This is a genomic window from Variovorax frigidus (assembly GCF_051216515.1).
Classification (GTDB): domain Bacteria; phylum Pseudomonadota; class Gammaproteobacteria; order Burkholderiales; family Burkholderiaceae_C; genus Variovorax.
Window position 1 is genome coordinate 84,035 of sequence record NZ_JBPJZF010000005.1, and the last position, 14,661, is coordinate 98,695.

Genomic DNA, 14,661 nt, shown 5'->3' on the forward strand with positions numbered 1-14,661 from the left:
ACACCGCATCTGCATGCGCTTGTCAACATCGCTTGACCCGGGGTCGGGCACGGTGCTTGCTCTGTAGCATTCATCCTTTTGACTGCCATCTCCTGAATGCTTGCTTTTGTTCTGCGTCGCCTGTTTCAGGCTGCGATCGTGATGGTCGCGGTGGCGTTCATCTCCTTCTTGTTGTTCCAGTACGTAGGCGATCCCGTCGTGTTCCTTTTGGGGCAGGATGCGAAGCCTGAACAGATCCAGCAACTGCGCTCGGATCTGGGTCTGGACCAACCCTTCTTCGTTCAGTTCTGGCACTTCCTGTCGAATGCGGTGCAGGGCGAGTTCGGCCTGAGCCTGCGCCAGGGGGCCAAGGTCTCGCGGCTGATCGGTGAGCGCTTTCCGGCCACACTCGAGCTCGCACTGGTCGCGGGCGTGATGGCGCTGGCCATCGGCATCCCGATGGGCGTCTACACCGCGCTGCGTCGCGGCTCCTTCATGAGCCAGGTGTTCATGACGCTGTCGCTGGTGGGCGTGTCGTTGCCGACCTTCCTGATCGGCATCCTGCTGATCCTCGTGTTCGCGGTGCACCTCGGCTGGTTCCCCAGTTTCGGGCGCGGCGAGACGGTGCAGCTCGGCTGGTGGAGCAGCGGCCTCTTCACGGTCGACGGCTGGATGCATGTGATCCTGCCGTCGATCACGCTGGCCATCTTCCAGCTCACGCTGATCATGCGGCTGGTGCGCGCCGAGATGCTGGAGGTGCTGCGCACCGACTACATCAAGTTCGCGCGCGCACGGGGCCTGAGCAACCGCGCCATCCACTTCGGCCATGCGTTGAAGAACACGTTGGTGCCGGTGATGACCATCACCGGGCTGCAGCTCGGGGGCCTGATCGCCTTCGCCATCATCACCGAGAGCGTCTTCCAGTGGCCGGGCATGGGGCTGCTGTTCATCCAGGCCGTCACCTTCGCCGACATCCCGGTGATGTCGGCCTACCTGTGCCTGATCGCGCTAATCTTCGTGGTCATCAACCTGGTCGTTGACCTGCTGTACTTCGCGGTCGATCCACGCCTGCGCGTGGGCAAGGCCGGAGGCCACTGAGATGCAGTCGGCACGACTGCGGCCGTCGGGCCGCGCCTTTGCGCACATCGCCGAATTCCATCCCGAGCTGACGGCGCTGCGCCGCGAACTGCACGCGCACCCCGAACTCGGCTTCGAGGAGGTCTACACCGCCGCGCGCGTGAAGGAAGCGCTGCGCGCCAGCGGCGTCGACGAGATCCACGAGGGCATCGGCAAGACCGGCTTCGTGGCGGTGATCCGCGGCCGCACCGACACCCGCGGCGCGATGATCGGCCTGCGCGCCGACATGGACGCGCTGCCCATGACCGAGCACAACGACTTCACCTGGAAGTCGGCCAAGCACGGGCTGATGCACGGCTGCGGCCACGACGGCCACACGACCATGCTGGTCGGCGCGGCCCGCTACCTGGCCCAGACGCGCAACTTCGACGGTACCGCGGTGCTGATCTTCCAGCCCGGCGAGGAAGGCTTCGCAGGCGCGCGCGTGATGATCGAAGACGGACTCTTCGACCGCTTCCCGGTTCAGTCGGTCTACGCCATGCACAACTGGCCGTCGATGAAGCCGGGCACGATCGGCCTCAACATGGGCGCGATGATGGCTGCCGCCGACCGCATCACGATCGATGTCACCGGCCGCGGCGGCCATGGTGCCCATGCCTACCTGACCGTCGATCCGGTGCTGGTCTCGGCGCACATCATCACGGCGGTGCAGAGCCTGGTGTCGCGCAACGCGCGGCCGATCGACAGCGCCGTGGTCAGCGTGTGCGCGATGCAGGCCGGCGATCTGGGCGCGATGAGCGTGATCCCAGGCAAGGCCACGCTGGTCGGCACGGTGCGCACCTTCAGCCCCGACGTGCAGGACATGATCGAGCGCCGCCTGCGTGAACTCTGCAGCGGCGTCGCGCTCGGTTTCGGTGCCAGCGCGAGCGTGAACTACGAACGGATCTATCCGGCCACCCTCAACACGCCGCGCGAAGCGGCCTTTGCCGCCGACGTCGCCGAGCGTCTCGTGGGGGCCGAGCATGTCGAGCGCGACATGGAGCCCAGCATGGGCGCAGAGGACTTCTCCTTCATGCTGCAGGTCAAGCCCGGCGCGTATCTGCGCATCGGGCAGGGCGGCAGCAGCGGCGCGGGCAGCACCTCGCTGCACAACAGCCGCTACGACTTCAACGACGAGATCCTTCCGCTGGGCGCCGCCCTGCATGCGGGTCTGGTCGAACACGGCATGCCACTCGCGCAAGCCTGAACCATTTTTTCAACGCAGTCAGGAGTCTTTCCATGAATCTCAAATCCACCGTGCTTGCCACCGCCGTCCTGTCTGCGCTGTGCGCCGTCGGTACGACCGCCAACGCGCAGACGATCCGCGTGGCGAACCAGGGCGATGCGCTGTCGCTCGATCCGCATTCGCTCAACGAATCGCTGCAGCTCAGCACCACGGCCAACGTGTATGAAACCCTGGTCGGCCGCAACAAGGACATGAGCGTGGCGCCGCTGCTGGCCACCAGCTGGAAGCAGGCCTCGGACACCGTCTGGCGCTTCGAGCTGCGCAAGAACGTGCAATTCCACGACGGCACACCCTTCACCGCCGACGACGTGGTCTTCAGTTTTGCGCGCGCCGCCGGCGAAGGTTCGGACCTGAAGTCCAACACCACCGACATCAAGGAAGTGCGCAAGATCAACGACCACGTGATCGAGATCGAGACCCGCGGTCCGTTCCCGATCCTGCCGGAGGTCATCACGCAGCTGATGATCCTGAGCAAGAAGTGGTGCGAGGAGAACAAGGCCACGACGCCGGTCGACCGCCGCAAGGGCATCGAGAACACTGCCTCGTTCAAGGCCAACGGCACCGGCCCGTACCGCGTGCGCGAGCGTCAGCCCAACGTGCGCACGGTGTTCGTTCGCAACGCCACCTACTGGGGCAAGATCGAAGGCAATGCGCAGGAAGTCATCTTCACGCCCATCGCCAACCCGGCCACGCGCGTCGCGGCCCTGGTCTCGGGCGAGATCGACGTGATGGAGCCCGTGCCGGTGCAGGACATCGCCCGCATCAACGGCAGCCCCAACGCCCGCGTCATCGCCGGCCCCGAGCTGCGCACCATCTTCCTGGGCATGGACCAGAAGCGCGACGAGCTGCAGTACTCCAACGTGAAGGGCAAGAATCCGTTCAAGGACAAGCGCGTGCGCCAGGCCTTCTACCAGGCCATCGACATCGCCGGCATCCAGCGCACCGTGATGCGCGGCGCCTCGCGCCCGACCGCGCTGATGGTCGGCCCCGGCATCAACGGCTGGAACGAAGCCCAGGACAAGCGCCTGCCGCTGGACGTCGACGGTGCCAAGAAGCTGCTGACCGAGGCCGGCTACCCGAACGGCTTCGAGGTCACGATGAACTGCCCGAACGACCGCTACGTCAACGACGGGCAGATCTGCCAGGCGGTGGCCGCCAATCTGGCGAAGATCGGCGTGAAGATCAACCTGGCCGCCGAGACCAAGGGCACCTACTTCCCGAAGGTGCTGCGCCGCGACACCAGCTTCTACATGCTGGGCTGGACGCCGACCACCTACGACTCGCACAACGCGCTGACCGCGCTGATGGCCTGTCCTGACGACAAGACCGGCGCCGGTCAGTTCAACCTGGGTGCGTACTGCAATCCGAAGGTCGACGAGCTGACCAAGAAGATCCAGTCCGAGACCGACAAGCCAAAGCGCGACGCGATGATCAAGGAAGCCTTCGATCTGCACACCGCCGATATCGGGCACCTGCCGCTGCACCAGCAGACGCTGGCCTGGGGCGTGAGCAAGAAAGTCGCGCTGACGCAGATGGCCGACAACTACATGCCCTTCAAGTGGATGAGCATCAAGTGACCACCCCCGGCTCGGCTCACTGCGTGTAGCCGGACTCCCCCTCCAGGGGGCAACGCCTGCGGACCGGCGGAGCCGGTTCCGCGGCGTTTCACGAACGGGCTTCGCTTCGCTTGCCATCGGGCAAGCGGGGCGACCCTCTTAATTCTCACGATGACAAATATTCTCGCGCGCTGGTACGACAGCGACGTCGGCTACAGCTTCCGGACCTCACCCGTCGCCATGGTGGCGGCGCTGATCGCGTTCGTCTGCATCTTCTGCGCGGTGTTCGCCGGTTGGGTGTCGCCGCACAACCCCTTCGATCTGGCCAAGCTCGAACTCATGGACGCGCGCCTGCCGCCGGCCTGGTATCCGGAGGGCAGCCGCAAGTACTTCCTGGGCACCGACGACCAGGGCCGCGACATCCTCTCGGCCGTGATCTACGGCGCACGCATCTCGCTGATCGTCGGCGTGGTGTCGGTGGTGCTCTCGGTCGCGGTCGGCACCATGCTCGGACTGGTCGCGGGCTTCCGCGGCGGCTGGGTCGACGCGGCGCTGATGCGCCTGTGCGACGTGATGCTGTCCTTCCCGCCGATCCTGGTCGCGCTGCTGATCTCCGGCGTCGGTCGGGCCCTGTTTCCGCAGGCCGACACCACGGTGGCCTTCGGCGTGCTGATCTTCTCGATCTCGCTGACCAAGTGGGTCGACTACGCGCGCACCGTGCGCGGCTCGACCATGGTCGAACGCAACAAGGAATACGTGCAGGCCGCGCGCGTGATCGGCGTGGCGCCGCTGCGCATCATGGTGCGCCACGTGCTGCCCAACGTGACCGGCCCGGTGATGGTGCTGGCCACCATCCAGGTCGCGACCGCCATCATCACCGAGGCGACGCTGTCCTTCCTCGGCGTCGGCGTGCCGCCGACCTCGCCCTCGCTGGGCTCGCTGATCAACAGCGGCAACCAGTACCTGTTCTCCGGCGAGTGGTGGATGATCGTGTTCCCCGGCCTCATGCTGGTGCTGATCGCACTCAGCGTGAACCTGCTGGGCGACTGGCTGCGCGACGCGCTCAACCCGAGGCTCCGCTGATGACCGCACCTTTGCTCGAAGTCCGCAACCTGGTCGTGGAATTCCCCGGCCGCCGCGGCACGCTGCGCGCGCTGGACAACATCTCCTTCGACATCGCCCCCGGCGAAATTCTCGGCGTGGTCGGTGAGTCCGGCGCCGGCAAGTCGCTCACCGGCGCGGCCATCATCGGCCTGCTCGAGCCGCCGGGCCGCGTGGCCGGCGGCGAGATCCGCCTCGAAGGCGAACGCATCGACCAGCTCTCGCACGACAAGATGCGCCACATCCGCGGCCGCAAGATCGGCGCGATCTTCCAGGACCCGCTGACCTCGCTCAACCCGCTCTACACCGTGGGCCGCCAACTGGTCGAGACCATCCAGGCGCACCTGCCGGTGAACGGCGCCGAAGCGCGGCGACGCGCCATCGCGCTGCTGCAGGACACGGGCATTCCCGCGGCCGAGCAGCGCATCGACCATTTCCCGCACCAGTTCTCCGGCGGCATGCGCCAGCGCGTGGTGATCGCGCTCGCGCTCGCGGCCGAGCCCAAGCTGATCGTGGCCGACGAACCGACCACCGCGCTCGACGTGTCGATCCAGGCGCAGATCATCCAGTTGCTCAAGCGCATCTGCAAGGAACGCGGCGCGGCCGTGATGCTGATCACGCACGACATGGGCGTGATCGCCGAGACCTGCGACCGGGTGGCCGTGCTCTACGCCGGCCGGATCGCGGAGATCGGCCCGGTGCAGGAGGTGATCCACCAGCCCGCGCATCCCTACACGATGGGCCTGATGGCCTCGATTCCCGACATCGAAGTCGACCGCGAACACCTCAACCAGATCGACGGCGCCATGCCCCGACTCAATGCCATTCCGCGCGGCTGCGCCTACAACCCGCGCTGCCCGCGGGTGTTCGAGCGCTGCACGCAGGAGCGGCCCGACCTGATCAACGCCGGCGCCACGCGCGCGGCCTGCTGGCTGCACGACGCGCACGATCCGCATACCGCGCTGCACGGGCAGGGAGCGACGGCATGAGCACGATCACCATGAACGCCGCGCAGGCCGGCGTGCCGCTGGTCGAGGTCCGCGACCTGGCCAAGACCTTCGACGTCTCCTCGCCCTGGCTCAACCGCATGATCGAGCGCAAGCCGCGGCAGCTGCTCAATGCGGTCGACGGCGTGAGCTTCGAGATCGAGCGCGGCAAGACGCTGGCCCTGGTGGGCGAGTCGGGCTGCGGCAAGAGCACGGTCGCGCGGCTGATGGTGGGGCTCTACGGCCCCACGCGCGGCGGCATGCAGTTCGACAACCAGGACGCGCACGCCGCCTTCAAGACGCCGGCCGGCCGCACGCTGCGCCGCCGCATCCAGATGATCTTCCAGGACCCGTATGCGAGCCTGAACCCGCGCTGGATCGTCGAGGACATCATCGGCGAGCCGCTGCGCGAACATGGCATCCTGAAGGACGGCCCGGCGCTCAAGCAGCGTGTCGGCGAGCTGCTGCAGTCGGTCGGCCTGAGCCCGCTGGACATGCCCAAGTACCCGCACCAGTTCTCCGGCGGCCAGCGCCAGCGCATCTCGATCGCGCGCGCGCTGGCCACGCAGCCCGAGTTCCTGGTCTGCGACGAGCCCACCTCGGCGCTCGACGTGAGCGTGCAGGCGCAGGTGCTCAACATCATGAAGGACCTGCAGCGCCAGCAGGGCCTGACCTACCTCTTCATCTCGCACAACCTCGCGGTGGTGCGCCACGTGGCCGACCAGGTCGGCGTGATGTACCTGGGCCGGCTGGTCGAGGTGGCGGACAAGCACAAGCTGTTCGACAGCCCGCAGCATCCGTACACGCGCATGCTGCTCGATGCGATCCCGCAGATGAAGCACACCGGCCGCTCGCGCACGCCGGTGCAGGGCGAAGTGCCGAACCCGCTGAACCCACCGACCGGCTGCACCTTCCATCCGCGCTGCCCGCACGCCAACGCACGCTGCAAGGCCGAGCGGCCGCCGCTGCAGATGCTGCGCGGCGTGAAGGTGGCCTGCCACGCGGTGGAAGAGGGCCGGATCTAAGCCAAACCTGTGCGCCGAGGCGCGCTCCGTTCCAGGAACACCGCGGAACCGGCTTTGCCGGGCCGCTGGTGTTGCCCCCGGAAGGGGGTAGGCGAAGCGACACGAAGTGGGCAAGCCTGGGGGAGAGCCAGGAACACCGCGGAACCGGCTCTGCCGGGCCGCTGGTGTTGCCCCCGGAAGGGGGAAGGCGAAGCGACACGCAGTGCGCGAGCCCTCGGGGGGGAGCCAAGTACCACCGCGGAACCGGCTTTGCCGGGCCGCTGGTGTTGCCCCCGGAAGGGGGTAGGCGAAGCGACACGAAGTGCGCGAAGCCCTCGGGGGAGGGCTACTGCTCTTCGCTCCAGGCGAAGCCGTCCCTGGCGATCATCGCGCTCGACGCGCTCGGTCCCCAGGTTCCGGCCGCGTAAGGCCGCGGCCCGCCGTCCGAGCCCCAGCTGTCGATCAGCGGTTCGACCCAGCGCCAGGCTTCTTCCTGCTCGTCGCTGCGCACGAACAGGTTGAGGCGGCCGTCGATCACATCGAGCAGCAGGCGTTCGTAGGCGCCCACGCGTTCGCTGCCGAAGCGCTTGTCGAAGTCGAGGTCGAGCTGCACCGGCGCCAGCGGCTGCGTCGCATCGCCGCTGTTGCTGCGCTTGCGGTTGTCCTGGGCCTGCGACAGCAGGTGCAGCTCGAGGCCGTCCTTGGGTTGCAGGTTGATCACCAGCTTGTTCACCGCGCCGGCCGGTGCACGGAAGATCGCGTGTGGCGTGGATCGGAAATTGATCTCGATGCGCGCGTCTCGCGAAGCCAGGCGCTTGCCGGTGCGGATGTAGAAGGGCACGCCGGCCCAGCGCCAGTTGGCGATCTCGGCGCGCAGCGCGACGAAGGTCTCGGTACGGCTCTGCGGATCGATGCCGGCCTCCTGCAGGTAGCCCGGCACGCGTTCGCCGTAGGCGGTGCCGGCCGTGTACTGACCGCGGATCGCATGCAGGCCCAGCGTCTCGGGCGTCCAGGGCTTGAGCGAGCGCAGCACCTTGAGCTTTTCGTCGCGCAGCGCATCGGCGTGCGCGTTGATCGGCGGCTCCATCGCGATCGCGCAGACCAGTTGCAGCGCGTGGTTCTGCACCATGTCGCGCAGCGCACCGGTCTGGTCGTAGAAGGCGCCGCGCTTCTCCACGCCCAGGTCCTCGGCGATGGTGATCTGGATGTTGGCGATGTGCTCGCGCCGCCAGATGGGCTCGAACAGCGCGTTGCCGAAGCGCAGCGCGAACAGGTTCTGCACCGAGGGCTTGCCGAGGTAGTGGTCGATGCGGAAGACCTGCTTCTCGCTGAGCACCTTGCCCACCGCCTCGTTGATCGCGCGGTTCGACGCCAGGTCGTGGCCCAGCGGCTTCTCGAGCACCACGCGGGTGCGCGCGGTGTTGAGCCCGGCCGCGGCGATCTGCTCGACCACCTGGGTGAACAGCGCGGGCGCGGTGGCGACATACATCACCACCGTGTCGGCGTTGCGGCGCTCGAGCGTGTCGGCCAGCTTGGCGTAGTCGTCGGGCTTCGACAGGTCCATGCGCAGGTAGTACAGCAGGGACGCGAACTTCTTGAACTCTTCCGGATTGGGGCGCTTGGAGCCCTCGACCGCCTCGAAGCGCGACTGGATCAGCTCGCGGTACTGGTCGTCCGACAGGTCGTCGCGCGCCACGCCGATGATGCGGCCGCCTTCGGGCAGGCTGCCGTGCCGGAAGGCCTGAAACAGGGCCGGCATCAGCTTGCGCCACGCGAGGTCGCCAGTGCCGCCGAACAGAACGAGGTCGAAGCTCATGGAAAGAAAATCCGAAGTTGGTGAAGTGCCGAATACAAGGCTTGCCAGCCGAATGGTACTTGTACCGATTCGACAAGCGTGGCGCGCGGGCTACGCTCGAGAGATGCGGCCCGCGGGCCGCTTGTTCCATTGTCAAAGGCGAAACTCCAACATGAATAAGAAGCTTTGGGTCGCGGCGGCCCTGGTGGGCCTGGCGACCGGTGCATCCGCACAAGGCACCGTCAACGTCATCTGCTCGGTGCAGGCCGACTGGTGCAACATGATCGCGACCGTGTATGCACGCACCACCGGCGTGAAGATCAACCTGGCCCTCAAGGGCTCGGGCGAGGCGCTGGCCCAGCTGATCGCCGAGAAGGACAACCCCAAGACCGACGTCTGGTTCGGCGGCACTGGCGACCCGCACCTGCAGGCGGCCGAGATGGGCCTGACGCTCGAGTACAAGTCGCCCAGCCTGCCGCAGCTCTACCCGTGGGCGCAGCAACAGGCGCAGCAGTCCGGCTACAAGACGGTCGGTGTGTACTCGGGCCCGCTGGGCTTCGGCTACAACACCGAGCTGTTGAAGAAGAAAAAACTGGCCGTGCCCCGCAGCTGGGCCGACCTGCTCAAGCCCGAATACAAGGGCGACATCCAGGTGGCCAACCCGGCGTCCAGCGGCACGGCCTACACGATGATCGCCACGCTCGTGCAGCTGATGGGCGAGGACAAGGCCTTCGAATACCTCAAGGGCCTGCACAGGAACGTCGGCCAGTACACGCGCTCGGGCACCGGCCCGATCAAGGCGGTGGCGCGCGGCGAGACCGCGGTGTCGATCAGCTTCGTGCACGACGCGCCGCAGGAAAAGATGCAGGGCTTCCCGGTCGAGACCGTCACGCCCGCCGAAGGCACCGGCGCCGAGATCGGTTCGATGAGCCTCATCAAGGGCGCACGCAACCTCGAGCAGGCCAAGAAGTTCTACGAATGGGCGCTCACGCCGCAGGCCCAGACCTTCGGCGCCGCGGCCAAGCAGTACCAGCTGCCGTCGAACAAGGCGACCGCGGTCGACCCCAACGTGCCGGACTTCAAGACCATCAAGCTGATCAACTACGACTACGCGAAGTACGGCGCCAGCGCCGAGCGGCGCCGCCTGATCGCGCGCTGGGAGAAGGACGTCAACTCGCTGCCGCGCTGATCCGGTGTCGGCCGCACGCCACCCCCGGACGGCCGTCTGGGTCTGCCTTGTCGCGGGCCTCGTCGGCTATCTGTTCCTGCCCTGGTATGCAATCCAGGACACCAGCTGGTACGAGGCGCTGCCCCATGTGTTCGGCAGTGCCGAGGGCGCCAACGGCCTGCTGCAGGCCGCGACGCAGGGACGCCGCTGGCTCTTCGTCGGGCTCGTCGGCCTCGCGCTTTGCGCGGTGGGCGCGCTGCAGCCGCCGGGCCGCGCCCAGGGTCGCTGGCTGCTGGCCGGCGGCGGCCTCGGCTTCGTCGGGCTGGCCGCGAGCGGCTTCCTGATCGGTGCGCGCGGCTGGAGCGTCGCGGCCTTCAACAGCAGCTTCGGCGAGCTCGCGGTCAACCAGTTCGGCATCGGCGCGGGCGGCTTCATCGCGCTCGCGGCCCTGCTATTGCTGGCGGCCTTCGGCCTGGCGCGGCTGGGCTTCTTCAAGGGCGACCTGTTCGTCGCGGGTGCGGTGGTCGGCTGCGGCACGATCATGGCGCTGTTCATCGCCTACCCGGTGTCGAAGGCGCTGGCCGGTGCCTTCATCGACGAGGACGGCGGCTGGTCGATTGCGGCGCTGGTGGCCCGTGTCGGCACCGAGCGCATCTGGGGCCTGGGCTGCGTCACGGGTGGTACGCGCTGCGGCGTGGCGTGGAACACGCTGTTCCTGGCGCTGCTGACCGCTGCCGGCACCACCTTCCTGGGCACGCTGATGGCGCTCATGGCCGAGCGCGGTGGCAAGCGCTGGCAGGGGCCGCTGCGCGTGCTCGCGCTGCTGCCGATCATCACGCCGCCCTTCGTGGTCGGGCTCGGCCTGATCCTGCTGTTCGGCCGCGCGGGCGTGGTCAACCAGCTGCTCGAAGCGTGGTTCGGCATCGAGCCCACGCGCTGGTTCTACGGCATGCCGGGCGTGCTGGTGGCGCAGCTGTTCGCCTTCACGCCGATCGCCTTCATGATCATGCGCGGCGTGGTGCAGGGCATCGCGCCCAGCCTGGAGGAGGCCGCGCAGATGCTGCGCGCCGACCGACGCCGCACCTTCCTCACGGTCACGCTGCCGCTGCTCAAGCCGGGCCTGGCCAACGCCTTCCTGGTCGGCTTCATCGAGAGCATCGCCGACTTCGGCAACCCGGTGGTGGTGGGCGGCCAGTTCTCGGTGCTGTCGACCGACATCTTCTTCGCCATCGTCGGCGCGCAGTACGACCAGGGCCGCGCGGCTTCGCTGGCCTGGGTGCTGATGCTGTTCGCCCTCGGCGTGTTCGCATTGCAGCGCGGCCTGCTGGGCAAGCAGAACTACACCACCGTCAGCGGCAAGGGCGACGCGGGCATCGCGATGCCGCTGCCCGACGGCGTGCGCCGCACCATCTATTCGATCGCCTTCCCCTGGATCGTGTTCACCGTGGTGGTCTACCTGTTCGCCTTCGCGGGCGGCTTCGTCCAGACCTGGGGCCGCGACTACACGCCGACGCTGAACCACTTCAAGACCGCGTTCGCGCTCGAGTGGGGACAGTTCGGGCTGGTGTGGGCCGGCACCGCGTGGAACTCGCTGCTCACCACGCTCAAGCTCGCAGGCATCTCGGCGCCGATCACCGCGGGCCTGGGCCTGCTGATCGCCTGGCTGCTGGCACGCAACGAATTCAAGGGGCAGGGCGCCTTCGAGTTCGCCGCGCTGCTGGCCTTCGCGATTCCCGGCACGGTGCTGGGCGTGAGCTACATCCTGGCTTTCAACGTGCCGCCCTTCGAGCTCACGGGCACCGGGCTGATCATCGTGCTGTGCTTCATGTTCCGCAACTTGCCGGTGGGCGTGCGCGCCGGCACCGCGGCCTTCAAGCAGCTCGACCGCTCGCTCGACGAGGCCTCGCTGATGCTGCGCGCGTCCACCGCACAGACGCTGTTCAAGGTGGTGCTGCCACTGCTCAAGCCCGCGCTGGTGGCCGCGCTGGTCTACAGCTTCGTGCGCGCCATGACCACGGTCAGCGCGGTGATCTTCCTGGTCACGGCCGAGAACGAACTGGCCACCACCTACATCATCGGCCGCGTCGGCAACGGCGACTACGGCGTGGCGCTGGCCTATTGCACCGTGCTGATCGTGCTGATGTCGGTGGCCATTGCGCTGATCCAGTTCGTGGTCGGCGAACGCAAGCTGGGGCGGCGCAAGGCCGGCGCGGCGACCCGCGCGGTCGCCGCACACTGAGGCAAGAACAACACATGACGACGACTCCTACCCTGACCCACGGCATCGAATTCCGCAACGTCACCAAGCGCTACGGCAGCGACGCCTCGGCCCCGCTGGCCGTCAAGGGCATCAGCTTCGAGGTACCGGTCGGCACGCTCACCACCATCCTCGGCCCGTCGGGCTGCGGCAAGACCACCACGCTGCGCATGATCGCGGGCCTCGAGTCGCCGACTTCGGGCGCGATCGTGATGGGCGGGCGCGACGTGACCACGCTGGGCCCGGCGGAGCGCAACGTGAGCATGATGTTCCAGAGCTACGCGCTGTTCCCGCACATGGACGTGATCCAGAACGTGGGCTATGGCCTGCGCATGAGCGGCATCGCCAAGGACGAGGTCGGGCGCCGTGCGCGCGAGGCGCTCAAGGGCGTCGGCCTGGTCGGATTCGACCACCGGCTGCCGAGCGAACTCTCGGGCGGCCAGCAGCAGCGCGTGGCGCTGGCGCGCGCGCTGGTGCTCGAACCGGCGGTGCTGCTGTTCGACGAGCCCTTGTCCAACCTCGACGCGCGTTTGCGGCGCGAGATGCGGGAAGAGATCCGCATGCTGCAGCAGCGCCTGAAGCTCACGGTGGCCTATGTCACGCACGACCAGAGCGAGGCGCTGGCGGTGAGCGACCAGATCATCGTGATGGACCACGGCGTGATCGCGCAGCGCGGCACGCCGCAGCAGCTGTATTCGCGGCCCGAGAGCGAATTCGTCGCCGGCTTCATGGGCGAGGCCAGCGTGTTCCCTGCCACAGCGCAGCCCGACGGGCGTGTGGCGCTGGGGCCGCTCATGCTCACGCCGCCGCATGCGGTGGCGGCCGGCGCGGTCAAGGTGGCGGTGCGGCCCGAGGCCTGGCAGATCGGGCCGGTCGGCGGCTTGCCCGCCACCTGCACCAAGGCCGCCTACCTCGGCAGCTTCTACGAATACGGCTTCGACACGCCCATCGGGCCGGTGTTCGTGGTGTCGTCCGATCTGGCCCGGCCCCTTGTGGCGGGCGCACAGACCACGCTGACACTGGGTCGCCATGGGGTGTCGGTGGTACCCGGCGGCTGAGCCAGGCTGACAGGTCTGTCAGGGTGCCATGGAACAATGGCGCCATGAACGTCGTATTCGATCTGGGCGCCGTGCTCGTCGGCTGGGAGCCCGGCCGCCTGCTGCAGGCGCATTTTCCCGAGCGAGCCCCCACTGCCGAAGCCGGCCGCGCGCTGGCCAAGGCCTTTTTCCACCATGCCGACTGGCTCGACTTCGACTGTGGCATCCGCAGCGTCGACGAGGTGGTCGCGCGCACCGCCGCCCGGCTCGCGCTGCCGGCCGGCGAGGTGCATGCGATGGTGGCGCCGCTGGGCGAGCGGCTGGAGCCGATCGCCGAGAGCGTGGCCTTGCTGGCCGACCTGCGCGCGCAGCGCGAGGCCGGGGCCGATGTGCGGCTCTACTACCTCTCGAACATGCCCGTGCCCTATGCACGCGCGCTGCAACGGCGACTGCCCTTCTTCGAATGGTTCGACGGCGGCATCTTCTCGGGTGACGTGAAGCTCATCAAGCCCCACAGCGACATCTACCAGATGCTGGCCTGGCGCCATGCTTTCGACCCGGCGCAGACGCTGTTCATCGACGACACCGCGGCCAACGTCGAGGCCGCGCGGGCGCTGGGCTGGCACGCGATCCACTGCACCGCGCCCAAGGCCCTGGCGGCGCAGGTGGCACGCTTCGTACCGTCGCTGCTGTCTGCCTAGTTCGTCGGCGCGCCCGTGCGCACCACCTTGTCGACGTCGAAACCCAGGCTGCGCGCGTAGTCGAGTTCGACCTGCAGCGCCGCTTCGTCCAGCACCGGGTTGCGCGACAGCACCCAGAGGTAGTCGCGATCGGGCGTGCCGACCAGCGCGACCTCGTAGTCGCGGTCGAGCTTGAGGATCCAGTAGTCGCCCCAGACCGCCGGCAGCCAGCTGAGCCAGGCCGGCGCGAAGCGCACCTCGAGCCGGCCCGCGCCGGGCTGGCCCGCCATGGGCACCACACGGGCGCTGCCCACGGCTTCGTCGAAATTGCCGTCGGGGCGGATGCAGCGGTTGCGCACTTCCACGGTGCCGTCGGCCAGGGGCGTGTATTCGGCGGTCACCGGCCCCGCGCAATTCTTCTGGAAGCGGTTGGGCAGGCGGGCCTGCTCGTGCCACAGCCCGGCGTAGCGCTTGATGTCGACCGGTGCGACGGCCTGCAGCGGCGCGCGCATCAGCGGCGCGCCATCGGCCGGACCGGCCGGCACCTGCGCATGAGCGCGGGCGGCGCGGGCCACGCCGAAGCTCGCCAGCGCCAGCACGCCGCCCACGAGGAAGGCGGTGGCCAGGGTACCGACCGAGGCGCTGAAGCGGCGGTCGTCGAAGGCGGTGGGCACCGAAGGCGCGCGGGGAGGGCGAAGCGGCATGGGACTCTCCATAAAAGCAGCCCTTGACCCTA

Annotated in this window: 12 protein-coding genes; 10 read left to right on the forward strand and 2 right to left on the reverse strand. The window is 68.0% G+C overall.

Going from position 1 to position 14,661, the window contains the following annotated elements:
• Nucleotides 1-96: 96 nt before the first annotated feature.
• From ACSFBC_RS15610 to ACSFBC_RS15635, 6 genes are all read left to right on the forward strand, one after another.
• Nucleotides 97-1,077 (forward strand): ABC transporter permease, encoded by a 981-nt coding sequence (locus ACSFBC_RS15610; protein WP_219212892.1) that lies wholly within the window; start codon nucleotides 97-99, stop codon nucleotides 1,075-1,077.
• Between the two features lies 1 nt (nucleotide 1,078).
• Nucleotides 1,079-2,302 carry a M20 aminoacylase family protein gene (locus ACSFBC_RS15615; RefSeq protein ID WP_435511259.1) on the forward strand — a complete coding sequence of 408 codons (1,224 nt, stop codon included), beginning with the start codon at nucleotides 1,079-1,081 and terminating at the stop codon, nucleotides 2,300-2,302.
• A 32-nt stretch (nucleotides 2,303-2,334) separates the two neighbouring features.
• A complete protein-coding gene (locus tag ACSFBC_RS15620) occupies nucleotides 2,335-3,918 on the forward strand; it encodes an ABC transporter substrate-binding protein (RefSeq protein ID WP_435511260.1) in 1,584 nt (527 codons plus the stop codon).
• Between the two features lie 150 nt (nucleotides 3,919-4,068).
• Entirely contained in the window at nucleotides 4,069-4,980 is a 912-nt protein-coding gene (locus ACSFBC_RS15625; RefSeq protein WP_435511261.1) for an ABC transporter permease, read from the forward strand.
• Nucleotides 4,980-5,987 carry an ABC transporter ATP-binding protein gene (locus tag ACSFBC_RS15630; protein WP_435511262.1) on the forward strand — a complete coding sequence of 336 codons (1,008 nt, stop codon included), beginning with the start codon at nucleotides 4,980-4,982 and terminating at the stop codon, nucleotides 5,985-5,987. The genes ACSFBC_RS15625 and ACSFBC_RS15630 overlap by 1 nt, the downstream gene beginning before the upstream one ends.
• Nucleotides 5,984-7,009 carry an ABC transporter ATP-binding protein gene (locus ACSFBC_RS15635; protein ID WP_435511263.1) on the forward strand — a complete coding sequence of 342 codons (1,026 nt, stop codon included), beginning with the start codon at nucleotides 5,984-5,986 and terminating at the stop codon, nucleotides 7,007-7,009. Before ACSFBC_RS15630 ends, ACSFBC_RS15635 begins: the two co-directional genes overlap by 4 nt.
• A 325-nt stretch (nucleotides 7,010-7,334) precedes the next feature.
• Here ACSFBC_RS15635 and zwf read toward each other — a convergent pair whose 3' ends face one another.
• On the reverse strand, nucleotides 7,335-8,804 hold the full coding sequence (gene zwf / locus ACSFBC_RS15640; protein WP_435511264.1) for a glucose-6-phosphate dehydrogenase: 1,470 nt from the start codon (nucleotides 8,802-8,804) through the stop codon (nucleotides 7,335-7,337).
• Nucleotides 8,805-8,955: 151 nt separating this feature from the next.
• Between zwf and ACSFBC_RS15645 the strand changes: the two genes are divergently transcribed.
• From ACSFBC_RS15645 to ACSFBC_RS15660, 4 genes are read left to right on the forward strand one after another with little or no spacing between them, the layout of a single operon-like run.
• Nucleotides 8,956-9,972 (forward strand): ABC transporter substrate-binding protein, encoded by a 1,017-nt coding sequence (locus ACSFBC_RS15645; RefSeq protein WP_435511265.1) that lies wholly within the window; start codon nucleotides 8,956-8,958, stop codon nucleotides 9,970-9,972.
• A 4-nt stretch (nucleotides 9,973-9,976) separates the two neighbouring features.
• Nucleotides 9,977-12,190, forward strand: coding sequence for an ABC transporter permease (locus ACSFBC_RS15650; RefSeq protein ID WP_435511266.1), 2,214 nt, complete (start codon nucleotides 9,977-9,979; stop codon nucleotides 12,188-12,190).
• 14 nt (nucleotides 12,191-12,204) lie between these two features.
• Complete coding sequence (locus ACSFBC_RS15655; RefSeq protein WP_435511267.1) at nucleotides 12,205-13,266, forward strand: ABC transporter ATP-binding protein; 1,062 nt, start codon at nucleotides 12,205-12,207, stop codon at nucleotides 13,264-13,266.
• A 44-nt stretch (nucleotides 13,267-13,310) separates the two neighbouring features.
• Complete coding sequence (locus ACSFBC_RS15660) at nucleotides 13,311-13,946, forward strand: HAD family hydrolase (protein WP_435511268.1); 636 nt, start codon at nucleotides 13,311-13,313, stop codon at nucleotides 13,944-13,946.
• On the opposite strand, the gene ACSFBC_RS15665 is transcribed toward ACSFBC_RS15660, so the two are convergent.
• Nucleotides 13,943-14,629, reverse strand: coding sequence for a lipocalin family protein (locus tag ACSFBC_RS15665; protein ID WP_435511269.1), 687 nt, complete (start codon nucleotides 14,627-14,629; stop codon nucleotides 13,943-13,945). The two genes, ACSFBC_RS15660 and ACSFBC_RS15665, sit on opposite strands and share 4 nt — an antisense overlap.
• Between the last annotated feature and the right edge of the window lie 32 nt (nucleotides 14,630-14,661).

What these genes read in the sequence shown, in the direction of transcription:
- ACSFBC_RS15625 (WP_435511261.1), top strand. Translation starts at nt 4,069, where the DNA reads ATGACAAATATTCTCGCGCGCTGGTACGACAGCGACGTCGGCTACAGC.
- ACSFBC_RS15665 (WP_435511269.1), bottom strand. Translation starts at nt 14,629, where the DNA reads ATGCCGCTTCGCCCTCCCCGCGCGCCTTCGGTGCCCACCGCCTTCGAC.
- ACSFBC_RS15615 (WP_435511259.1), top strand. Translation starts at nt 1,079, where the DNA reads ATGCAGTCGGCACGACTGCGGCCGTCGGGCCGCGCCTTTGCGCACATC.
- zwf (WP_435511264.1), bottom strand. Translation starts at nt 8,804, where the DNA reads ATGAGCTTCGACCTCGTTCTGTTCGGCGGCACTGGCGACCTCGCGTGG.
- ACSFBC_RS15660 (WP_435511268.1), top strand. Translation starts at nt 13,311, where the DNA reads ATGAACGTCGTATTCGATCTGGGCGCCGTGCTCGTCGGCTGGGAGCCC.
- ACSFBC_RS15655 (WP_435511267.1), top strand. Translation starts at nt 12,205, where the DNA reads ATGACGACGACTCCTACCCTGACCCACGGCATCGAATTCCGCAACGTC.
- ACSFBC_RS15610 (WP_219212892.1), top strand. Translation starts at nt 97, where the DNA reads ATGCTTGCTTTTGTTCTGCGTCGCCTGTTTCAGGCTGCGATCGTGATG.
- ACSFBC_RS15620 (WP_435511260.1), top strand. Translation starts at nt 2,335, where the DNA reads ATGAATCTCAAATCCACCGTGCTTGCCACCGCCGTCCTGTCTGCGCTG.
- ACSFBC_RS15630 (WP_435511262.1), top strand. Translation starts at nt 4,980, where the DNA reads ATGACCGCACCTTTGCTCGAAGTCCGCAACCTGGTCGTGGAATTCCCC.
- ACSFBC_RS15645 (WP_435511265.1), top strand. Translation starts at nt 8,956, where the DNA reads ATGAATAAGAAGCTTTGGGTCGCGGCGGCCCTGGTGGGCCTGGCGACC.
- ACSFBC_RS15635 (WP_435511263.1), top strand. Translation starts at nt 5,984, where the DNA reads ATGAGCACGATCACCATGAACGCCGCGCAGGCCGGCGTGCCGCTGGTC.